23 protein-coding genes are annotated in these 19,974 nt (G+C 69.3%); 12 read left to right on the plus strand and 11 right to left on the minus strand.

Annotated elements, in window-relative coordinates; all coding sequences use genetic code 11:
• Position 1 precedes the first annotated feature (1 nt).
• Genes ON39_RS42035 through ON39_RS42050 form a run of 4 tightly spaced genes read left to right on the plus strand, consistent with a single transcriptional unit; the run spans position 2 to position 4,267 of the window.
• Positions 2-1,066 carry an HAD-IIIC family phosphatase gene (locus ON39_RS42035; protein ID WP_040742631.1) on the plus strand — a complete coding sequence of 355 codons (1,065 nt, stop codon included), beginning with the start codon at positions 2-4 and terminating at the stop codon, positions 1,064-1,066.
• Positions 1,063-1,821, plus strand: a complete 759-nt coding sequence (locus ON39_RS42040; RefSeq protein WP_040742632.1) for a thioesterase II family protein — start codon at positions 1,063-1,065, stop codon at positions 1,819-1,821. Before ON39_RS42035 ends, ON39_RS42040 begins: the two co-directional genes overlap by 4 nt.
• Entirely contained in the window at positions 1,818-2,558 is a 741-nt protein-coding gene (locus ON39_RS42045; protein WP_040742633.1) for a 4'-phosphopantetheinyl transferase family protein, read from the plus strand. The genes ON39_RS42040 and ON39_RS42045 overlap by 4 nt, the downstream gene beginning before the upstream one ends.
• Entirely contained in the window at positions 2,555-4,267 is a 1,713-nt protein-coding gene (locus ON39_RS42050; RefSeq protein ID WP_040742635.1) for a fatty acyl-AMP ligase, read from the plus strand. The genes ON39_RS42045 and ON39_RS42050 overlap by 4 nt, the downstream gene beginning before the upstream one ends.
• A gap of 8 nt (positions 4,268-4,275) precedes the next feature.
• Here ON39_RS42050 and ON39_RS42055 read toward each other — a convergent pair whose 3' ends face one another.
• The 3 genes from ON39_RS42055 to ON39_RS42065 form a co-directional block, all read right to left on the minus strand.
• Complete coding sequence (locus tag ON39_RS42055; RefSeq protein ID WP_040742636.1) at positions 4,276-4,881, minus strand: dihydrofolate reductase family protein; 606 nt, start codon at positions 4,879-4,881, stop codon at positions 4,276-4,278.
• A gap of 70 nt (positions 4,882-4,951) precedes the next feature.
• Entirely contained in the window at positions 4,952-5,794 is an 843-nt protein-coding gene (locus ON39_RS42060; RefSeq protein WP_040742637.1) for a helix-turn-helix domain-containing protein, read from the minus strand.
• A gap of 24 nt (positions 5,795-5,818) precedes the next feature.
• On the minus strand, positions 5,819-6,610 hold the full coding sequence (locus ON39_RS42065) for a class I SAM-dependent methyltransferase (RefSeq protein WP_051187797.1): 792 nt from the start codon (positions 6,608-6,610) through the stop codon (positions 5,819-5,821).
• Between the two features lie 78 nt (positions 6,611-6,688).
• Between ON39_RS42065 and ON39_RS42070 the strand changes: the two genes are divergently transcribed.
• The 3 genes from ON39_RS42070 (at position 6,689) to ON39_RS42080 (ending at position 8,662) form a co-directional block, all read left to right on the plus strand.
• The gene (locus ON39_RS42070) at positions 6,689-7,567 is read left to right on the plus strand and encodes a helix-turn-helix domain-containing protein (RefSeq protein WP_085998360.1); all 879 of its coding nucleotides are present in this window, start codon (positions 6,689-6,691) and stop codon (positions 7,565-7,567) included.
• Between the two features lie 119 nt (positions 7,568-7,686).
• The gene (locus tag ON39_RS42075) at positions 7,687-8,154 is read left to right on the plus strand and encodes an SRPBCC family protein (RefSeq protein WP_040742675.1); all 468 of its coding nucleotides are present in this window, start codon (positions 7,687-7,689) and stop codon (positions 8,152-8,154) included.
• 61 nt (positions 8,155-8,215) lie between these two features.
• The gene (locus ON39_RS42080; RefSeq protein WP_040742639.1) at positions 8,216-8,662 is read left to right on the plus strand and encodes a nitroreductase/quinone reductase family protein; all 447 of its coding nucleotides are present in this window, start codon (positions 8,216-8,218) and stop codon (positions 8,660-8,662) included.
• Positions 8,663-8,672: 10 nt separating this feature from the next.
• Here the strand turns inward: ON39_RS42080 and ON39_RS46550 are convergent, their stop codons facing one another.
• The 6 genes from ON39_RS46550 to ON39_RS42110 form a co-directional block, all read right to left on the minus strand.
• Positions 8,673-9,527: a CPBP family intramembrane glutamic endopeptidase gene (locus ON39_RS46550; RefSeq protein ID WP_083895032.1), complete on the minus strand. Its 855-nt coding sequence runs from the start codon at positions 9,525-9,527 to the stop codon at positions 8,673-8,675.
• Between the two features lie 76 nt (positions 9,528-9,603).
• The gene (locus tag ON39_RS42090; protein WP_040742641.1) at positions 9,604-10,581 is read right to left on the minus strand and encodes a glycine betaine ABC transporter substrate-binding protein; all 978 of its coding nucleotides are present in this window, start codon (positions 10,579-10,581) and stop codon (positions 9,604-9,606) included.
• Positions 10,578-11,309 carry an ABC transporter permease gene (locus ON39_RS42095; protein WP_040742642.1) on the minus strand — a complete coding sequence of 244 codons (732 nt, stop codon included), beginning with the start codon at positions 11,307-11,309 and terminating at the stop codon, positions 10,578-10,580. The genes ON39_RS42090 and ON39_RS42095 overlap by 4 nt, the downstream gene beginning before the upstream one ends.
• A complete protein-coding gene (locus ON39_RS42100; RefSeq protein WP_040742643.1) occupies positions 11,306-12,562 on the minus strand; it encodes an ATP-binding cassette domain-containing protein in 1,257 nt (418 codons plus the stop codon). Before ON39_RS42100 ends, ON39_RS42095 begins: the two co-directional genes overlap by 4 nt.
• Positions 12,559-13,203: an ABC transporter permease gene (locus ON39_RS42105; RefSeq protein ID WP_040742644.1), complete on the minus strand. Its 645-nt coding sequence runs from the start codon at positions 13,201-13,203 to the stop codon at positions 12,559-12,561. The genes ON39_RS42100 and ON39_RS42105 overlap by 4 nt, the downstream gene beginning before the upstream one ends.
• Positions 13,204-13,389: 186 nt before the next feature.
• The gene (locus ON39_RS42110; RefSeq protein ID WP_040742645.1) at positions 13,390-14,325 is read right to left on the minus strand and encodes a TauD/TfdA dioxygenase family protein; all 936 of its coding nucleotides are present in this window, start codon (positions 14,323-14,325) and stop codon (positions 13,390-13,392) included.
• Positions 14,326-14,564: 239 nt separating this feature from the next.
• On the opposite strand from ON39_RS42110, the gene mbp1 reads away from it, so the two are divergent.
• Complete coding sequence (mbp1, locus tag ON39_RS42115) at positions 14,565-14,810, plus strand: microaggregate-binding protein 1 (protein WP_040742646.1); 246 nt, start codon at positions 14,565-14,567, stop codon at positions 14,808-14,810.
• 86 nt (positions 14,811-14,896) lie between these two features.
• On the opposite strand, the gene ON39_RS42120 is transcribed toward mbp1, so the two are convergent.
• Both ON39_RS42120 and ON39_RS42125 read right to left on the minus strand, forming a co-directional pair.
• The gene (locus ON39_RS42120; protein WP_051187800.1) at positions 14,897-15,409 is read right to left on the minus strand and encodes a CinA family protein; all 513 of its coding nucleotides are present in this window, start codon (positions 15,407-15,409) and stop codon (positions 14,897-14,899) included.
• A 90-nt stretch (positions 15,410-15,499) separates the two neighbouring features.
• A complete protein-coding gene (locus ON39_RS42125; RefSeq protein WP_146250990.1) occupies positions 15,500-15,700 on the minus strand; it encodes a hypothetical protein in 201 nt (66 codons plus the stop codon).
• Between the two features lie 168 nt (positions 15,701-15,868).
• Here ON39_RS42125 and ON39_RS51240 point away from each other — a divergent pair, with 168 nt between their 5' ends.
• The 4 genes from ON39_RS51240 to ON39_RS42145 all read left to right on the plus strand — a co-directional run bounded on the left by ON39_RS51240 (position 15,869) and on the right by ON39_RS42145 (position 19,952).
• Complete coding sequence (locus ON39_RS51240; protein WP_040742648.1) at positions 15,869-17,326, plus strand: aminotransferase class I/II-fold pyridoxal phosphate-dependent enzyme; 1,458 nt, start codon at positions 15,869-15,871, stop codon at positions 17,324-17,326.
• A 154-nt stretch (positions 17,327-17,480) separates the two neighbouring features.
• On the plus strand, positions 17,481-17,942 hold the full coding sequence (locus ON39_RS42135) for an SRPBCC family protein (protein ID WP_040742649.1): 462 nt from the start codon (positions 17,481-17,483) through the stop codon (positions 17,940-17,942).
• 26 nt (positions 17,943-17,968) lie between these two features.
• Positions 17,969-19,297, plus strand: a complete 1,329-nt coding sequence (locus ON39_RS42140; protein WP_246002678.1) for an NAD(P)/FAD-dependent oxidoreductase — start codon at positions 17,969-17,971, stop codon at positions 19,295-19,297.
• Between the two features lie 10 nt (positions 19,298-19,307).
• Positions 19,308-19,952: an endonuclease gene (locus tag ON39_RS42145; RefSeq protein WP_040742650.1), complete on the plus strand. Its 645-nt coding sequence runs from the start codon at positions 19,308-19,310 to the stop codon at positions 19,950-19,952.
• The last annotated feature ends 22 nt before the right edge of the window (positions 19,953-19,974 follow it).

Genomic DNA, 19,974 nt, shown 5'->3' on the forward strand with positions numbered 1-19,974 from the left:
GATGAACTCCGATGTCCGTCAGCGCCCCCGCTTCATCAAGTGCGTGGTCTGGGATCTCGACCACACCCTGTGGGACGGAGTCCTTTTGGAGAATGCCGCCGTCACCGATCTGAAACCCGGAATCAGGGAGACCATCGTCGCACTGGACGAGCGCGGCATCCTGCACTCCATCGCCAGCCGCAACGATCCGGAGATCGCCGCCGCGAAGCTCGAGGAGCTCGGCATCGCGGAGTATTTCCTGCATCCGCAGATCAGCTGGGACAACAAGTCCGCCTCGGTGGCGACGATCGCGCAGCGGCTCGATATCGGCATCGACACCCTCGCCTTCGTCGATGATCAGGAACTCGAGCGCGACGAGGTCCGCTTCGCCCACCCCGAGGTGCTCTGCGTCGACGCCGCGGAGGCCGCGACGCTGGCCGACCGGCCGGAGTTTCAGCCGAAGCACGTGACCGCGGACTCGCGGGTGCGCCGGCACATGTACCGGGCGAGCATCGAACGTACGGCGGCCGAGGAGCAGTTCGCCGGCACCAACGCCGAGTTCCTGGCCACGCTGGACATGCGGTTCACCATCAGCCCGGCGGGCCCCTCGGACATCGGCCGGGCCGAGGAGCTCGTCGTCCGCACCAACCAGCTGAACTCCACGGGCGTCATGTACTCGGCCGAAGAGCTTGCCGCCCTTGCCGATTCCGACGACCACCTGTTGCTGATGGCGGAGCTGGAGGACCGGTACGGCACCTACGGGCAGGTCGGTCTGGCGCTGGCCGAGCGCGGTCCGGACGAGTGGCGGCTGAAGCTGCTGCTGATGTCGTGCCGGGTGATCTCCCGCGGTGTGGGCACGGTGCTGCTGAATCACGTTCTGCGCCTTGCTCAATCCGAAGGCGCGCGACTGGTCGCCGAGTACGTGCCCACCGACCGGAACCGAATCATGTACATCACCTACCGATTCGCCGACTTCCAGGAGGTAGGGGAGGAGAACGGCGTCACGCTGCTGGCCGCGTCGTCGGCGACGCCCCCCGAGCCGCCGCCGTATCTGCGCGTGGAGACCGTCGCGATGGAGCGCCGATGAACGCCCCGGCGATCGACGCGCGCAAGTGGATGCCGTACCCGGCCGACGGCGGCGCGGCGACCACGCTGTACTGCCTGCCGCACGCGGGCGCGGGCGCCTCGACGTACCTGCCGTGGCGCAGGCACCTGCTGCCCGAGGTCGACGTGGTGCCGCTGCAGCCGCCCGGGCGCGAGATGCGGCTGCGCGACGAGCCGTTCCAGGATCTCACCCGCCTGCTCGACGACCTGCTCGCCGCCATGGACGGCCAGTGGCGGCCGCCGTTCGCGCTGTTCGGGCACAGTCTGGGCGCGCTGGTCGCCTACGAGCTCGCGCGCAGGCTCCAGGCGGCGGGCGGCCCGCGCCCGACGCATCTGATCGTGTCGGGACGCCGTGCGCCGCAACGCCCTTCGCGGCTGCCGTGGATCCGGCTGGCCGACGACGAGATGCTGCTCGAGATCGTGCGCATGCTCGGCGGCACCCCCGACGAGGTATTCGCCGACGAGCAGATGCGCCAGTCGGTGCTCACGCTCATGCGGGCCGACCTCGGGGTCGACCAGACCTATCGATATCGGCCCGACCCGCCCCTGGACGTGCCGATCACGGTGCTCAGCGGCGGCGACGACACGCACGTGTCCATGGCCGAGCTCGAGCCGTGGACCGAGTGCGGGTCGGCCGGGGTCGACATCGAGCTGGTGCCCGGCGGGCACTTCTTCGTGATGTCGCACCGCGACATCGTGATTCGCCGGGTCCGGCACTGTCTGTCGAGGCCGTCATGATCGGCGAGACCGCGGTGCGGCGGGTCATCGCGCCCGGTGCGGTCGAGCTGTGGTGGCTGAAGCTCAACGGAAGATGTTTGCCCGAGGACAGTTTGGTGTTGTCCGCCGAGGAGATCTCGCGGTGCGCCCGGTTCGACACGGCCGAATTCGCCAGCGACTTCGTGCGCATCCGGGCCACCCTGCGGTGCGTGCTGGCCGCGTATACCGGATGCCGACCGAGTGAGCTGCGCTTCGCCACCGGGCCGCACGGCAAGCCGGAGTTGCCCTGCGGGGCACCGGCGTTCAATCTCACGCACACGCGAGGGCTCGCCGTCGTGGCCGTCGCCGGGTCCGGGTCGATCGGGGTCGACGCCGAGCCGTTCGACGCAGGCTTCGACCTGGCCGGGCTGACGGGGCGGGTACTGACGCCGCGGGAGGCCGCCGTGGTCGGGCGGGACCGGCAGCGGTTCCTGCACCACTGGGTGGCCAAGGAGAGCTATCTCAAATGGCTGGGCAGCGGGCTGTCGGTCTCGCCCGACACGATCGAGTTGCGGACCGACCACACCGGGCGCGCCGTGGTCGGGGCCGTGGACGAGGTGAACCTGCCCACCCGGTACGTCCATCACTTCGATCTCGACGCGCAGTACGTCGGCGCCTTCGTCAGCGACGCGCTGCCGCAACACTTTCCGCTGCGACCGGCCGAATCGGTCTGCGCCGAAACGGATCTCCTCCGCCGGACCACAGGAGTGCAAGCATGACAACCTATTTCCCGGTCGAGCCCGCCAACCTGGCGCAGATGCTCACCGCCCGCGCCGCGGCGACGCCGGAGCCGGTGCGCTTCTACCACCTCGGCGACGGCGACGAGCCCACCGCGACAATGACTTTCCCGGAGCTCGACCGCGCCGCCCGCGCGACCGCGGCGCACCTGGCGCGGGTCACCCGGCCGGGGGAGCGGGCGCTGCTGCTCTACGCGCCCGGACTGGAGTTCGTCGTCGCCTACTACGGCTGCCTCTACGCCGGGGTGATCGCGGTGCCGGTGGCGCCGCCGCAGCCGAACAAGCTGGCCGACAGTCTGGCGCGGCTGGCCTCCATCGTGCGCAACTCCGGCGCGGAACTCCTGTTGACCAGCGCCGATATCGAGCCGCTGCTGACACCCGTGCTGGCCGAGGCCGAAGGATTCGCGCAGGTGCGGACGGTGGTGACCGACCGCATCGAGGCGGCCGAGGCCGACGACTACCGTGACCCCGGGCTGACCGGGGATACCATTGCCCACCTTCAGTATTCGTCCGGGTCGACCGGTGAGCCGAAGGGCGTCGCGCTCACCCACGGCAATGTGCTCGCCAATCTGCGGCTGGTGACCGGGAAGATCGGGCACGGGGTGGGGGTGGCCTGGCTGCCGACCTTCCACGACATGGGCCTGCTCAGCATGGTCACCTATCCGGTGTACAGCGACTCGACCGTGATCAGCATGTCCCCCTTGGCTTTTGTGCAACGCCCGGCGCGCTGGATCGCGGCGATGTCGCGGTACAAGGCCACCCATACCGTCGCGCCGAACTTCTCCTTCGCGCTGGCGGTGCGGCGGGTACCGCGCGATCAGGTCGAACGCTATGACCTTTCCGCTCTGCGGGTGGCGCTGTGCGGTGCGGAGCCCGTGCGCGTGGACACCATGGACACCTTCGCCGAGCACTTCGGCGCGGCGGGCTTCGACGCGCACAGCCTGTTCCCGTGCTATGGGCTCGCCGAGGCCACGCTCCTGGTGACCGGCGGCCCCGCGGGCAGCGGGCTCACCACCGTCGAGGTGGACCCGACCGCCCTGGCCAAGGGCCGGGTGGAGCCGGTGGCCGGCGGGCGGCGGCTCGTGGCCAGCGGCGAGCTGAACGACGCCTACGAACTCGTCCTCACCGACCCCGACACGCACACCCCGCTGCCGGACGGGCAGGTCGGCGAGATCTGCCTGCGCGGCGACAGCATCGGGCTCGGCTACTGGGACGCGCCCGAGGCGACCGCCGACACCTTCGCCGCGACCGTCGCCGGCCGCACCGGGCACTTCCTGCGCACCGGCGACCTCGGCTTCGTCCACGAGAACCAGCTCTACGTCACGGGTCGCCGCAAAGACCTCATCATCGTCGACGGCTACAACCACTACCCGTCCGACCTCGAGGCCAGCGCCATGGCCGCCCACCCAGCCCTGCGCCCCGACCGCTGCGTGGCCTTCCAGGTCCTCGACGGCGAGACCCCCGCCCTCGTCCTGGTCGCCGAGCTCGACCGCGGCCAGACCCCCGACGACGCCGACAAACTCGAGATCATCGCCGCCGTCCGCCGAGCCGTGGGCGAACACAACGGCCTGCGCCTGGACGACGTGGTCCTGGTAACCGCCGGCTCCATCCCCCTGACCTCCAGCGGCAAGGTCCGCCGCTTCATAGTCCGCGACCAATATCGAGACGGCGCCCTCACCCCCTTACCCTGAATCGGGACCTAGCGGCGCACGCGGAACTTCAGGTGGAGGACGCCCTCGCCTTGGATGACCACGTGGGGATCCTCCAGGAGGTGCTGACCCTCGACGGGGCCGAAAAACCTTTTGCCGGAACCGAATACGACCGGGACGAGGTCCATCGCGACCTCGTCCACCAGGCCTGCGGCGAGGATCTGGCCGCCGACCTCGCCGGCGTTCACGGCGATGGTTCGGTCGCCGGCCAGCTCCTGGGCCTTGTCGATGGCCGCGGTCACGTCGTCGACGAAGTGGTAGGAGGCCTCGGGGTGCCAGCCTTCGGGTTTGGGGCGGTGGGACACCACGACCACGTGGTCGCCGGCGGGCGGGCTGCCCTCCCAGCCGTTCACGAGGTCGAACAGGTTGCGGCCCATGATGATCACGCCGATCGACGCCCACATCGGGCGGACGTACTCCGCGGAGATGCGAGAGACCTTTATGCGGTTGCCCGACCCGGAGTGGTCGTAGCCTGCGTCCTCGATCAGCGGTGTGTCGCCGTTGAAATACCAGTCGTGCAGCGGCCCGACGTCGTCGTTCCGGTCGGCGATGAAGCCGTCGACCGACACCACGTTGTGCATGATCACAGTGCCCACAGGTTCTCCTCGTGTCCGTTGTAGCGGCTTCGATCTTGTCGTCGCGCGGGCGGGGCGGTCTTGTAAAAAATCAATCGGCGGGCATCGGGCCGCTGTCCGGCGGAAACCCGTGCACCGCTGGGAACCTACGGCGCAAGGCCAGATAGTCGGTGGGGGTGTGGCCGGTGAAGTCCTTGAACTCCCTGCTGAAGTGGGCCTGGTCGAAGTAGCCCGCGGTGTGCGCGAGCTCGGCCCAGTCGACCGGACCCTGCGTGTCCACGGACAGAATGAGGCCTGCGAAACGATAGATCCGGGCCACGTGCTTCGGGGTCACCCCGACATGGGATTTGAACTGCGTGGCCAAGTGCGTGCCGCTCACGCCCGCGGCGCCGGTGAGCGCGCCGACCGACACCGCGCCCCGCGACCTCGCCAGGCGCCCGGCGGTGTGCTCCACCATGTCGAGGCCGCGCAAGGGCGACTCGGCGAGCCGCGCGCGCAACTCCCGTTTCACCGCCCGCAGTGCGTCCGCGGCCGACGCGACCGCGCCCACCTCCTCGCGAATCCGGTCCACCGACCGCTGCCAGACCGCGTCGACCGGCGCCCACCGGTTCCGCAGCTCACCCGCGGCCCCGCCGACGAACGGCGAGAGCCCCCACGGTTTGAAATGCACGCCGACCAGGCGCACCCGCGCCGGATACTCCACGAGAAATCGCCTGGTCCACAGCCCCATGAACCACCCGTCGGCGAACAGGACCGACGGCCCGGCGGGGTCGGAGTCGTGCAGTCGCGCGGGCGCGCCGAAGTTGAGGAACAGGTGGGCGGACGGCATCGGCGGAACGTTCATCACGCGGTGCCGCGGCACCCCGGACAGGCAGTAGATGTCGTCGATGAACCGGTCCAGGGGCGGGGCGGGCACCCTGCCGACATAGCGCATGCACTCAGTGTTGCCGATAGTGCGCTAGCGCGTGGCGGTGACCAGCCACGCGCACGAGTCGAACCAGACCCCGTCGGCCGAGCAGTGTGCGGCCATCACGGCGCGCAGCCGCTCTAGCGCCCGCTCGGTCTCGCCGGGGCCGAGGCGGGCGAGCGCGTCATTGGTCATGCGCAGGGGGAGTACGGCGTCGACACCGGCGTCGGGGTCCGGTCCGTAGTAGATGGGCTCGCGAACCTCGGCGATGGCGACGTCGGTGAACCCGGCGGCGGTGAGCAGTCCGGTGGTCTCGTCCGGATCGGCCAGCGAAAACGCGCTGCCGTCGACCTCCGCCGGTCCGTCGCTCGCCAGCGCCCGGTGGATCTCGGTGACCCACTCCTGCCGGTCGGCGTGCTGCCAAATCACTTGCACCAGTGGGGCTCCCGGCCGCAGCGCGCGCCCGATGTTGGCGAACGCCTCGGCCGGATCGGCAAAGAACATCGTGCCGAACCGGCTGATCGCCAGCGTGAAATGCGCCGGGGGAAACGGATGTACCTGCGCGTCCGCCCGCTCGAAGCGCACATTGTGGACTCCGGTGTCGGCGCTGATCCGGCGCGCCTGCTCGAGCATGACGGGCGAGATGTCGACGCCGAGCGCGCTGCCCCGCGTCGCGACACCGGCCACGTCCCGCGTGAGTTGACCTGTGCCGCAACCGATATCGAGAACCGTATCGTCGGGCCGCAGCTCGAGCGCCGCCCACAGTCGCCGCTGGTATCGACGCAGCTCGGCGTCGTAATCGAACACGCGCGCCGGGACTCCGGCCGCACCGCTTTCCACCATGAACCCATCCTGCCGTGCCGCCCGGCGCACACCGCCGAGCCCCAGCGCGTTCGGTACGAGCGTCCTAGGCTGGATGTCGTGTGCGACTCACCTGGCTTCGATCTGGAACCTTACGCGGGATTCGACATGCCGACCTATGTGCGGCGCACGTTCTGCAGCTGGGAGGTCTCGGAGTGGCGTTCGCTGCTCGTGCAGAGTTTCGAGCACGCGTCCGAGGTCGAGGCCCTGCCGATGCCCGCGGTGGCCGATCTGCACCTGGTGCTCTGCGTCGCCGGGGACGCGGTCATGCGGACCCACGGCTCCGGCGGCTCGGAGCGCCGCCGCTGGGTGCCCGGCCATCTGGAGCTCATGATCCCCGGCCGGTCGATCACCCGTGACTATCGGGCGACCTCGGCCCTGCGCACCATCCAGGTGCACCTGCCTGCCGCCACCGCCGAGCGCACCGCGGCCGAACTCGACTGTGGGAAGCCGGATTTCGAGGCGCTGTCGGCCGCGCTGGGCGCGGGCGATCCGGTGGTCGAACACGTGCTGCGCGCCCTGCCCCAGGCCGACGTCGCGAACGATCTCTACGCGGAGTCCGCCGCCGCGTTCCTTACCACGCACCTGCTGAGCAAGGGCAAGCACGAGGCCCCGCCCGGCCCCGAGCACGCCGCGGTGCGCGCGGGCACCGCCTTCATGCGCGAGCGCCTGGCCGAGCCGATCACGCTCGCCGACATCGCCGGGGCGGCGCACCTGAGCGTGTACCACTTCATCCGCGTCTTCCGCGCGGCCACCGGCGAGACGCCGCATCGCTACCTGATCCGGCTGCGGATCGAGCAGGCGCGGCGGCTGCTGTCCGGCAGCGCCCTGACCATCGGGCAGATCGCCGAGCGGTGCGGTTTCGCCAGTCCCGGGGCGCTGTCGTCCGCCTTCGTGAACGAGGTCGGCGTCCGGCCGTCGGTGTACCGCAAAATCTGACCGATAGTCGGCAATCGGCGGCCTGGTCGCACCCGGATCGGCGGGCTTAGTTTCGAATCGGCGCAACAACTCGCGTGCGTCTCGACGTGGGTCCGGCCGCGAACGAAAGGAACTCCGCCATGCAGAGCTACGACGTGACCGCCACCTCGGCCGCCGCGCCGGCCGTCGTCTGGTCGCTGCTCATCGACGCCCGCACCTGGCCGAGGTGGTCGACCGTCGACGCCCTCGACCTCGAACGCTCCAGCGGGCTCGACCCCGAGGGCCACGACCCCGTCGGCTCGGTGCGCGCGTTCCGCACCGGACGCGTCGTCACCGGCGAGCGGCTGATCGCGATCGACGAGGGCCGGAAACTGACCTATGCGGACGCCTTCAACTGGGTCCTGCGCGACTACAGCGCCGTCGTCGATCTCCTCCCGAGCCCCGACGGCGGCACGATCATCCACTGGTACGGAACCTTTCGGGCCCGGTGGAAGTCGGGCTGGCTCATGCAACGCGTCATGCGCGCCACCATGCAGCAGATGGCGGACGGCCTCGCCACCTATGCCACCGCCCTGGCCGCAGGCGAACCGGCGGAGCGACGAGCCTAGGTACTGCGGGGTACCCTGGGGTGTCCGAGCTCGGTCCCGTTCAGTGTGGTGAAGGACCCCTATGCCATCGAATTTCGCTCTCAAAACTATGAATACGGCGCATCGGGTGCTGTTGAAGGTCAGCTGCGGCAAGCTGGGCAACGAGTTCAGCGGCATGCCGTCGGTGGAACTCGTGACCACCGGCCGCAAATCGGGTCGCCAGCACGCGGTGATGCTGACGGCGCCGATCGTCGACGGCGACACCTACGTGGTCGTCGCGTCCCGCGGCGGCGACCCGACACACCCGGCCTGGTACCTGAATCTCCGTGACAATCCGAATGTTCTGGTGTCGGTGCGCAGCGGGCCGCGCGTGCCGATGACCGCGAAGATCGCCGACGCCGCCGAGCGCGCCGAGCTGTGGCCCCGCGTGGTCGCCGCGCAGAAGGTGTACGCGGGATACCAGGAGAAGACCACCCGCGAAATCCCGCTGGTGCTCCTGACTCCCGCCGCGGACCCCTCCGCGAACTGATCGCCGCGGCTCAGGGCGACGGCTTGCGCAGCAGTCGCCCCGGCCGCCGGCAGACGATCACGGCCCCGATCACGTTGGCGGCCAAGGTCAATACGCCCTGCTCGCCGAGCCACAACCAGGCGTGCGGTCCCGCGGTGTGCGGGTCGAACACGGTCTGGATGACGCTGTTCCACGACGCGTGCAGCACGACGGCCGGCCATACGCTGCCGGTGTCGAGCCGGACCCGGGCGAAGACGTAGGAGACCACGGTCACCTGCGCGACGAACAGCACCGCGATCACCGCCACGGACCCGCCGTTGCCGGTCAGGTAGCTGCCGCCGATGATCAGCGGCAGATGCCAAGCGGCCCAGATCGATCCGCTCACCAGGACCGGCCGGGGCACCTCGGCGTCGATGAGCCGGGTGAGCAGGTAGCCGCGCCAGCCGAGCTCCTCGCCGAGCGCGAATACCAGCCCGATCGCGGTGCCCAGCACCACGCCGGCGAGCAACTCGCCGCCGAAGGACACCCAGCCGGCCGAGGAGGTGTATTCGGCGAGCCCGGTGGCCCAGCCCACGCCGTAGGCGGCGACCGCGATCGCCACCGGATAGCCGAGCGCGAGCGGCATCGCCCACCAGCCGCGCCGCCCGCCGATCCGCAGCGAGATGTCGTCGAACCCCTCGCGCAGCACCACTCGGGCGATCAGCGCGGCCAGCCCCGGCGCCCACATGAGCAGCAGGACCCCGAGGTCGTTGCGTGCGGCGACCGCGAAAAGCATTGCGGGAGCGGACAGCACGACCACGCCGACGAGGAAGACCCACACCCCGCGCCGCGCCGTCCGCCGTCGCTCGGCGTGCTCGTCCGCCAGTACCGGTTGCCCAGATGTCATGGCTGCACAATAGGCAGCGCCGCCGGGTGCGGTCGTCACCCCGCAGACCGGTCTTTCCTCGGGGACAACCCTGAACCTAGGCGATCAACTTCTCCCGCTTCAGCCAGTCGTAGGCGACGTCCGCGGGATCCTCGCCGTCGATGTCGACGCGGCCGTTGAGGTCCTGCATCAGATCGTCGGTGAGGTGTTCGGAGATGGTCGCGAGCAGTCCGCGCAATTCGGGGTGGCGCTCGAGGATCGGCCCGCGAACGACGGCGGTGCCGCTGTAGGGCAGGAAGAACTTCTTGTCGTCGTCCAGCACAACGAGATTCAGGTTCTTGACCCGGCCGTCGGTGGTGTACACCATCCCGAAATTGCACGGTGCGCCCTTGGCCGTCGCGGTGTAGACGACGCCGGCGTCCATCCGGGTGACGTTGCCCTGCGGTACGCCGTTCGGATCGTTGTACGGTATCCCGTATTTCGCCAGCATCGGGATGAAACCGTCGGAGCGGCTGAAGAACTCGTCGTCCACGCAGAAGGTGCGGTCGGGCACCGGCAGCCCCGCGACATCGGAGAGCGAACGCACGTGCAGGCGTTCGGCGTTCGGCGTCGACGCGCCGAAGGCGTAGGTGTCGTTGAAGTTCGCGGGCGGCAACCACTCCAGGTCGTGGTCGCGCTTCTCGATGTCGTGCACGCGCTGCCACAGCTCGTGCGGGTCGGCGATGGTCTCGGTCTGGTTGTGGTAGTTGACCCAGCCGGTGCCGGTGTACTCCCAGAGGATGTCGGCGTCCCCGTTGAGCTGGGCCTGCCGCGACGACGCCGAACCCGGCGCCCCGGTCATGTCCTTGACCTCGGCCCCCGCCGCGGCGAGGTAGGTCGCGGTGATCTTGCCGAGCAGCACGCCCTCGGTGAAGCTCTTGGAGGTGACGACCAGTTCCGCCCCGTCGAGCGGCTCCTGACCGTCGGGCAGGTGCGCCTCGTGGAACGTGCCGGACGAGCTGACCAGCCCGCACCCGGCGAGCAGCGCCAGCGCGGCGCACAGCAGCGTAACCCGTTGCAGGCGAGGCGCTTTCATGAGATGCCTCGCGGCGTCGCGACCAGCTCGACCAGCCGCCCGAGCCAGTCGATGGTCAGCGCGAGCAGCCCGACCAGCACCGCGCCGGAGATGAGCAGCTTCGGCAGGAACAGCGTGACCCCGGTGGTGATGAGCGTGCCGAGGCTGGTCGCCCCGATGAACGTGCTCAGCGTCGCGGTGCCCACCAGGATGACCAGCGCCGTGCGCACCCCGTTGAGGATCACCGGCACCGCCAGCGGCAGCTCGACCTGCACCAGCGTCCGGCCGCCCGAGAAGCCGATGCCGCGCGAGGCCTCGATCGTGCGGTGGTCCACCTGCCGCAGCCCGACGATGGTGTTCTGCAGGATCGGCAGGATGGCGTACACCACCAAACCGACTATGGCCGTGCGGAATCCGGTGCCGAGCCAGAACGTGAACAGCACCAGCAGGCCGACCGCGGGCGCGGCCTGTCCGATATTGGCCACGTTCACCGCGATCGGCTCGAGCCGCTTCAGCGCGGGCCGGGTGAGCGCGATGCCGAGCGGTATCGCGACCGCCACTACGATCACCGTGGCCACCACCGTCAGCTTGATGTGCGCCAGGATCGTGGTCTGGAGATTGTCCCAGCCGAGCGCGGCCTGCTCGGTCGGGGTGAACGTCGTCGAGCGATACCACAGCACGTAGCCGACGCCGATGACGGCGATCACGAGCGGCTCGAACCAGACATCGATGGGCACCCGGCGCCTCATGCCGGTTCGGCCGATCCGGGCTCGTCGTCGGCGGCCACCACCGGGGTCGGCGTGGGATCCGTTCCGTCGACGTAGGTTTCGTAATCGTCCTCCTCGGAGTGCACCTCCGCGAGCTTGGCCTGGATCGTCTCGGTCACCGCGCCGATGCTGAGCGAGCCGACCACCGCGCCGCGCCCGTCGGTGACCAGCGCGGCGCCCTGGCTGGCCGCGAGCATGGCGTCGAGCGCGTCGTTGAGGGTCGAGGAGCGGGCGACGACGGGCAGGCGCCGATCGAGGAAGTCGGAGACCTCCGGTTTCGTCGCCACCTCGGTCAGCGAGGGCCACGACCGCGGCCGGCCCGCCTCGTCCACGACCACCACCCAGGTCTGCCCGGCCGCCCTGGCGCGTCCGATCACCGCCTGCGCCGGCTCGCCGACCCGCGCGGTCACCACCTCGTCGTACGGCACGTCGCGCACCCGCGACACGGTCAGATACGCCAGCTTCGCGCCGGACCCGACGAACTCCTCCACGAACGGCGTGGCCGGATCGGTGAGGATCTCCTCGGGCGCCGCGTACTGCTCGACGTGCCCGCCCTCGGACAGGATGAGCACCTTGTCGCCGAGCTTGGTGGCCTCCTCGAAGTCGTGCGTGACGACCACGATGGTCTTGCCGAGCTCGTGCTGGATCCCGATCAGGCTGTCCTGCAAGCGAACCCGGGTGATCGGGTCGACCGCGCCGAACGGCTCGTCCATCAGCAGCACCGGCGGATCGGCCGCGAGCGCCCGCGCGACGCCGACCCGCTGCTGCTGGCCGCCCGACATGTCCTTGGGCAGCCGGTCGGCGAAGGTGGCGGGGTCGAGGCCGACCAGGTCGAGCAGGTACTCGGTGCGCTCGGCGATCCGTTTGCGGTCCCAGCCGAGCACGCGCGGGATGGCGCCGACGTTCTTCGCGACCGTCCAGTGCGGGAACAGCCCGCCGGACTGGATGACGTACCCGATCGACTGCCGCAGCTTGTCCGGGTCCTCGCGGGTGACGTCGCGGCCGCCGATGAAGATCCGGCCCTCGGTCGGCTCGATCAATCGGTTGATCATCTTGAGCGTGGTCGTCTTACCGCAGCCGGACGGCCCGACGAACGCGACGATCTCGCCCGCGTCGATGTCGAGATCGAGGCGCTCGACCGCGGGCGCGCGCTGGCCCCGGTAGCGCTTGACGACCCCGTCGAGTTTGATGTCCGCGCCGGTGACATTGCGTTCCGGGGCCAATTGGTCGGTCATGACAGTCCCTTTGCGATGGTGAGGCGTCCGAGCAGGACGAGCAGCGCGTCGAACACCAACGCGATGAGGACGATGAGAATGGTTCCGGTGAGCGCCATCTCGATGGCGTTGGCGCCGCCGAGGCGGGACAGTCCGTTGAATATCAGCGAGCCGAGGCCGGGGCCGAGGACATAGGCGACGATGGCGCCGACGCCGACGATCATCTGCGTGGACACCCGGATTCCGGTGAGGATCACCGGCCACGCGATCGGCAATTCGACGGTCAGCAGAATGCGCGAGCGCGAAAAGCCGATGCCGCGCGCGGATTCGATGACCGACGACGGCACCGACCGCAGGCCCACGATCGCATTGCCGATCACCGGCAGCGCGGCGAAGAACGCGAGCATGAGAAAGGACGGGACCACGCCGAGCCCGAACGGCACCAGCAGCAGCGCGAGCAGCGCGAGCGACGGAATCGTCAGCGCGACGCGGCTAGAGGTCAGGGTGAGCGCGGACAGCAGCGGGAGCCGATACACCGCGACGGCGACGAGAACCGCGACGACCGTCCCGACCAGGACCGTCTGGAAGGCAAGGGAGGCATGCTGATAGGTGAGGAATGCCAGGAATTCTCCCCGTCCCCGCACGTAGTTCCATAAGTTCACGCGATTCCCATTCATTCGGCGAGATCTGTCGGCGCCTGTATGCGCCGTGCGCGAGCCGTCAAAGACTAATCGACGGCACGCGTCAGGGGCCGGACGACGCGCGGCGCGTGATTCACCGGATCGGCCGACCCCTGTGCGTTCAATTGCCCCCGTTTATCGGCTTCGAAACAATGTGTCCGAATTCGTTTATGCCGCGCCCCGCAACCTGTCGACGGCGGAGTAGTACTCGGCGTTGCCCTCGATCACGGTGCTCGCCGTTCCGTCCACGCCGACCGGGACCGCGCCCGCCAGCGTGATGCGGGTCAGCCTGCGATGCTCGGCGCCGTCGTAGTCGTCGACGGCGTAGTGCTGGGTGGCGTGGTTGTCCCAGATGGCCACGTCGCCGAGGGACCAGTCCCAGCGGACCGTGTGCTCCAAGCGCGTGACACGGTCCTGGAACAGCCGGAACAGCGCCTGCGACTCGCCGCTCGAGACGCCGACGATCTGCTTCACGAAGCAGCCGAGCAGCAAGGCGCGCTCGCCGGTCTCCGGATGAACGTGCACCACCGGGTGCTCGGTCTCGAAGTAGCTGGACTCGAATTCGCGGCGGTAGGCCTTGCTGCCCTCGTCGTCGCGCTCCTCGGTGTCCGCGGCGTAGTCGTAGCGGTTGGTGTGCCGCGCGCGCAGGCTCTCGGCCAGCCGTTTGAGCGGGTCCGGCAGCGAGTTGTACGCGGCCACGGTCGAGGCCCAGGTGGTCGAGCCGCCGTAGCTGGGCAGCGCGACCGCGCGCAGGATCGACGCCTTCGGCACCCGGTCGACGAAGGTGACGTCGGTGTGCCACACGTTCGAGCGCCCGTGCCGGGAGTCGATGGCCAGGCTCTTCACGCCCGCGGAGGTGAGCGTCGGGTGCGGGGTGGTCGGGGTGCCGAGCAGCTCGGCGAACTCGTACTGACCGTCCTCGGTGAGGTGGTGCTGCCCGCGGAAGAACAGCACCCGGTGCTCGGCCAGCGCCGCGCGGAGGGTGGCGACGGTCCGCGTGTCCAGATCCGCGCCGAGCCGGACGCCGTCGACCCGCGCGCCGATGTGCGCGCCGAGCTTGACGATCTGGACGGTGTCGGTCTCCGCTGGGTAATCGCCGGACATACCAAGGCCTCTCGCTCCACCTGATGGTCGAGTAGACGAAACCAGGTGTCGCGCGGGAGGGCCAGTATTACGGTCACCGAGATCGAAACCGGCGCGGGTGCGGGCACTCGGAAAGTGCGCGCGGGTAAACGGTTGCTGGAGAGGGGTTTTCGCGACCGATCAGTGCGTTCGGGTTGGGGTGGGGGAGAGCGGGTAAGCGCTGGGTGTCAGTTGTTCGTCGGATAGCTCGGAGGTTTTCGGTGTCGGAGCATGGAAGTGGACCCCGCGAGGGTGTCGAAGGAATCGTCGAAGACGTGAAAGGCAAGACCAAAGAGGCTGCTGGCGTCGTCACCGGTGACGAGAACCTCAAAGGCGAGGGACAAGCGCAGCAGGACAAGGCCGAGTCCCAGCGCGAAGCGGCACAGAAGGAAGCGGCCGCGGAGAAGGCCCGCGCCGAGGCCGATGTGGACGAGGCGAAGCAGGCCGGTCATCAGCACGACAAGTAGTTCGGACGAGTTGGGCTGACAGGCGAATTGGGTTCCCTGTCAGCCCTTTTCGCACGTCGTCGGCGCGCGCTCGAAATCCCGCTTGCTCAAAGCGTTTCGGTGAGTTTCCGCGCCAACTCGGGCAGCCCGGCGGGATCCTTCATCGCCGCGAGCACCAACTCCAGTGCCTGGTCTATGGTTTGGTCGAGCACCTCACCGGGCTCACCCTCGAACTGCCGGCGCAGCGCCACGGGTGCGTCGTCGACCGCGATGGCGAACCACACGGTGCCGGGCGGCTCGTCGTCCTGCCGATCGGGTCCGCCCACGCCGGTCACGCCCACGGCGATCGTCGCGTCGGTCATCGACCGCACCGTCCGCGCCATCGCCTCCGCGGAGACCCGCGACACCACCGGACCCTCGGGAACGTCGAGCACATGGTGTTTGACGTAGCGCGAGTAGGCGACCACCCCGCCGCGGAACCAGTCCCCGGAGTCGGGCGCCGCTCCGAACGCGGCGGCGATCTGGCCCGCGGTCAGCGACTCCGCGACCGCGACGGTGGACTCGGTGCGCTGGGCCAGCGCCGCGATCTCCTCGGCGAGTTCCTCGGTCGATTCGCTCACAAAACTCCCTCTCCCTCAATTCCTCTCCGCGCACAGTGGTGGTCCCGCTCGTGCGGTGAGCGGGACCAGGCGCGCGGTGCCCGGTCGCGCTCACCCCCCGATGGGTAGCCCGCCGGACTCCACCCGGAATTCCCGCTCCACCTCCGCCAACAGGACGGTGGATCGTCGGCCGCCGCCGGCCGGTTCGACCTCGGCGTAGGGGACCGGCGAGTGCCGCACCGCCTTGACCCGCAACATCGCCGGATCCTTGTCATCGAGCCGAACAAGAAGAGCACCGCGCGTGACCTGCATGGGAATCAACCTTTCGGGCATGGGTATATGTCGCCTGCGATCTACCCAGGGCGTTGCCGGGCAAACAGACCCGGCGCCGACGACCTCGCGCATACCGAACCGGCGGCGGTTACTCGAGGATTGCCGCGACCATGCATGCCGGGCTCACGCGCGGGTAGCCCTAGAGGAATGGACCAAACACGAGCACCGATTCTGGACGCATTGGCCGACTATCGAACCCGGGGCCGGTACGGCTTCACGCCGCCCGGTCATCGGCAGGGTCGCGGCGTGGACGAGCGAGTCCGGCGGGTACTCGGTGACGCGTTCCGCGACGACGTGCTGGCCTCCGGGGGTCTGGATGATCGCCGGGCGCGCGGCGAGTACCTCTCCGACGCCGAGAAACTCATGGCCGAGGCGGTGGGCGCCGAGATGGCCTTCTTCTCCACCTGCGGCAGCTCGCTGTCGGTGAAGGCGGCCATGATGGCGGTCGCGGGCGGCAAGGACGGCGGCCTGATCCTGGGCCGGGACAGCCACAAGTCGATCGTCGCGGGCCTGATCTTCGCCGGACTGCAGCCGCGCTGGGTCACCCCGCGCTGGGACACCGAACGCCACTTCTCGCACCCGCCGTCGGTCGATCAGATCCGCGACGCCTGGGAACGCCACCCCGACGCGGCGGGCGCGCTGATCGTCAGCCCGAGCCCCTACGGGACCTGCGCCGATATCGCGGGGATCGCCGAGGTGTGCCACGAGCGCGGCAAGCCGCTGATCGTGGACGAGGCGTGGGGCGCGCACCTGCCGTTCCACGACGACCTGCCGACCTGGGCGATGGACGCGGGCGCCGACGTGTGCGTGGTGAGCGTGCACAAGATGGGCGCCGGCTTCGAGCAGGGCTCGGTGTTCCATGTGCAGGGCGATCTCGTCGACTACTCGCGGCTGAGCGCCTGCGCCGACCTGCTCATGACCACCAGCCCGAATGTGCTGGTCTACTCGGCCATCGACGGCTGGCGCAGGCAGATGGTGCAGCAGGGACACGACCTGCTGGAGGCGGGGCTGCGCCTGGCGGACCGGGCGCGCACCGAACTCGCCCGGATCCCCGGCATTCAGGTGATGGAGAAGGAACTGCTCGGTGTCGAGGCATCCCACGACCTGGACCGCATGCAGGTGCTCATGGACGTATTCGACACGGGCGCAACGGGTTACCAGGCCGCGGACTGGCTGCGCGAGCACCGCCACCTCGATCTGGGCCTCAGCGACCATCGCCGCATCATGGCCACGCTGTCCATGGCCGACGACGACGGCACCGTCGACCGCCTGGTCGAGGATGTCACCGCCTGGCGCGAACAGCTGAAAGATCCGCAGCCGCATGGCATTCGGCTCCTCGCGCCGGAGGAGATCGAGCTGGAGACCGCGATGTTGCCGCGCGACGCGTTCTTCGGGCCGGTGGACACGGTGCCGGTGGCGCAGGCGCCGGGGCGCATCGCGGCCGAGCAGGTCACGCCCTATCCGCCGGGCATTCCGGTCATCATGCCGGGCGAGGTGATCAACGAGCCGGTCATCGAGTATCTGCGCACCGGCATCGAGGCGGGCATGAACGTGCCCGACCCCGCCGACCCGGAGTTGCACACCATTCGCGTCGTGGCGAAGTGATCGAAATCTCCGCGCCGGTAAGCGATTACGCCGAGTGTTCGCTCGGGGGGCGGTTTTTCCCCGGGATGCCCGGGTATGCGGCCACTGACCGAGTCGCCGAGCGCGACTGTCGAAGGGCTGGACTCAGCGAGGTCCAGCGAGGAAAGGGGTACACATGAGCACCTTGGCCGCCACCGTAGACGTCGAGGTACCGGTCCGCACCGCCTACAACCAGTGGACGCAGTTCGAGTCCTTCCCGCAGTTCATGGAGGGCGTCGAGGAGGTGCGTCAGATCGATGACCAGCACACGCACTGGCGGATCCACGTCGGCCCCGCGACCCGCGAGTTCGACGCCACCATCACCGAGCAACACCCCGACGAGCGCGTGGCCTGGAAGTCCGACACCGGCCCCCAGCACGCGGGCGTCATCACGTTCCATCGGCTCGACGACACCCACACCAGGATCACCGCGCAGATGGAGGTCGACCCGGAGGGCTTCCTGGAGAACGCGGCCGACCGGCTCGGTGTGCTGAAGCACCGGGTGCACGGCGATATGCAGCGCTTCAAGAAGTTCATCGAGGACCGGGATCACGAAACAGGCGCCTGGCGAGGCGATATCGCGCGCCCCGACGCCTGATACGACGAACCGAGGAGGTACCCGCAGTGCCGACAGAAAACACCGCAGGCCCGCAGCGCGTCGTGATCGTCGGCAGCGGGTTCGCCGGCTTCACCTGCGCCAGGAAGCTCTGCCGCCTCCTGGCGCAGGGGGACCGAGACGTCGAGGTGGTCCTCGTCACGCCCACCGATTACATGCTCTATACGCCGCTGTTGCCCGACGTGGCAGGCGGTTTGATCGATCCGCGGTTCGTCGTCATCTCGCTGGCGGACGCGCTGCCGCGGGTGCGCCTGGTCGTCGCGAAGGCGGAATCGATTGACCTGCAACGCAAGACGATCACGGTGACCAGCGACTACCACGCGCCGCGCGAATTGTCCTGGGACCGGCTCGTGCTCACGCCCGGCTCGGTGACGCGGCTGTTCGACGTGCCCGGCCTGGCCGAGCACGCGCGCGGTCTGAAAACCGTTGCCGAGGCGCTGTATCTGCGCGAGCAGATGCTGCGCCAGCTCGAACTGGCCGACCACGAGGACGATCCGCAGGTGCGTCGCGCCCGGCGCACCGTGGTGGTGGTCGGAGCCTCGTATGCCGGAACGGAATTGGTCGCCCAGCTGCGCGCGCTGGCGGACGCCTACGCGCACCGCCGCGGCTTCGACCCGGGCGAGATCCGTTTCGTGCTGCTGGACATGGCCGATCGGGTGATGCCGGAGGTCGGCGAGAAACTCGGCGACAAGGTGCTGACCGTGTTGCGCGGGCGCGGCATCGACATCCGGTTGAAGACCTCGCTGAAGGAGCTGACCGACAGCCACGTCGTGCTGACCGACGACAGCGTCGTGCCCACCCACACCGTCGCCTGGGTGACCGGCGTGACGGGCGCCCCGCTGCTCCAGACCCTCGACCTGCCGATGGAGCGCGGACGACTGGTGGTCGACGCGAATCTCGGCGTGCCCGGCCATCCCGACGTCTTCGCCGGCGGCGACGCGGCCGCGGTGCCCGACCTCACGGTGCCCGGCAAGATCACCCCGCCGACCGCGCAGCACGCGACCCGGCAGGGCAAGGCGCTCGCCCGAAATGTGGCCGCCAGCCTCGGAATCGGGCACGCCGCGCCGTACAAGCATCGCGATATGGGTCTCGTGGTCGATCTCGGTCCCGGCTTCGCGGTCGCGAATCCGTTGGGCGTGCACATGTCCGGGCTCCTCGCCAAGGCGGTGACGCGGGCCTATCACACCTTCGCCGTGCCGCGCGGGCTCAATCGATGGGCGATCACGGTGACCTACGCCACCAACCTGGTGACGCCCCGTCCGCTGACCCTGCTCGGGCTGGTCAGCCCAGAAGAGTCGAGTTTCGTCGGGAGCGAGGGTATTCCGAGCAAGCGATGAGGAGGTCGCGATGAGCGAACGAGAAGTCGTGCACGCCTTACTCGATCGGGCGGGCGCCGGTTACGCCGCCGAGGCGGGAATCACCGTGGCGGACAAGCCCGCTCCGCTGTTCCAGTTGCTCATGCTCGCGGAGTTGCTGAGCACGCGCATCTCCGCCGAGATCGCCGTCGCCGCCGCCAAGGAGCTGATCTCCAGCGGGTATCGCACGCCGCGGCGCGTCGCCGACGCGCCGTGGCAGGAGCTCGTCGACGCGCTCGGCCGGGCGCACTACAAGCGCTACGACGAAAGCACCGCCACCCGCCTCGGCGCGAACGCCCACATGGTGCTCGACAAATACCGCGGCGACCTGCGCAAGCTGGCCGAGGAAGCGGGCGGGGACCGCGAGCGGGCGGCGGAGCTGCTGCGCGAATTCCAGGGCATCGGCCCCACCGGAAGCGATATCTTCCTGCGCGAGGTGCAAGACGTTTGGCCTTGGGCGCGACCGTATTTCGATGAGCGGGCCCGGCGCGGGGCGGAACGCGTGCACTTGCCGACGGACCCGGACGAGCTCGCTCATCTCGTGCCGGAAGATCACGCGGCGGAGCTGGCCGCGGCCTTGGTTCGCGTCGCCCTGGACGACAAGTTCGCCGAGCAAATCCTGTCCGAGGCTCGCTGACCGGGCTGTTTCGCGCATGGTG

Source organism: Nocardia tenerifensis NBRC 101015 (assembly GCF_000308715.1).
Classification (GTDB): Bacteria; Actinomycetota; Actinomycetes; order Mycobacteriales; family Mycobacteriaceae; genus Nocardia; species Nocardia tenerifensis.

Coding starts and splice junctions, on each gene's coding strand:
- ON39_RS42075 (WP_040742675.1), top strand. CDS start 7,687: ATGCAGAGCTACGACGTGACCGCCACCTCGGCCGCCGCGCCGGCCGTC.
- ON39_RS51240 (WP_040742648.1), top strand. CDS start 15,869: ATGGACCAAACACGAGCACCGATTCTGGACGCATTGGCCGACTATCGA.
- ON39_RS42090 (WP_040742641.1), bottom strand. CDS start 10,581: ATGAAAGCGCCTCGCCTGCAACGGGTTACGCTGCTGTGCGCCGCGCTG.
- ON39_RS42135 (WP_040742649.1), top strand. CDS start 17,481: ATGAGCACCTTGGCCGCCACCGTAGACGTCGAGGTACCGGTCCGCACC.
- ON39_RS42095 (WP_040742642.1), bottom strand. CDS start 11,309: ATGAGGCGCCGGGTGCCCATCGATGTCTGGTTCGAGCCGCTCGTGATC.
- ON39_RS42060 (WP_040742637.1), bottom strand. CDS start 5,794: ATGCGCTATGTCGGCAGGGTGCCCGCCCCGCCCCTGGACCGGTTCATC.
- ON39_RS42100 (WP_040742643.1), bottom strand. CDS start 12,562: ATGACCGACCAATTGGCCCCGGAACGCAATGTCACCGGCGCGGACATC.
- ON39_RS42125 (WP_146250990.1), bottom strand. CDS start 15,700: ATGCAGGTCACGCGCGGTGCTCTTCTTGTTCGGCTCGATGACAAGGAT.
- ON39_RS42040 (WP_040742632.1), top strand. CDS start 1,063: ATGAACGCCCCGGCGATCGACGCGCGCAAGTGGATGCCGTACCCGGCC.
- ON39_RS42065 (WP_051187797.1), bottom strand. CDS start 6,610: ATGGTGGAAAGCGGTGCGGCCGGAGTCCCGGCGCGCGTGTTCGATTAC.
- ON39_RS42050 (WP_040742635.1), top strand. CDS start 2,555: ATGACAACCTATTTCCCGGTCGAGCCCGCCAACCTGGCGCAGATGCTC.
- ON39_RS42035 (WP_040742631.1), top strand. CDS start 2: ATGAACTCCGATGTCCGTCAGCGCCCCCGCTTCATCAAGTGCGTGGTC.
- ON39_RS42080 (WP_040742639.1), top strand. CDS start 8,216: ATGCCATCGAATTTCGCTCTCAAAACTATGAATACGGCGCATCGGGTG.
- ON39_RS42045 (WP_040742633.1), top strand. CDS start 1,818: ATGATCGGCGAGACCGCGGTGCGGCGGGTCATCGCGCCCGGTGCGGTC.
- ON39_RS42110 (WP_040742645.1), bottom strand. CDS start 14,325: ATGTCCGGCGATTACCCAGCGGAGACCGACACCGTCCAGATCGTCAAG.
- ON39_RS46550 (WP_083895032.1), bottom strand. CDS start 9,527: ATGACATCTGGGCAACCGGTACTGGCGGACGAGCACGCCGAGCGACGG.
- ON39_RS42145 (WP_040742650.1), top strand. CDS start 19,308: ATGAGCGAACGAGAAGTCGTGCACGCCTTACTCGATCGGGCGGGCGCC.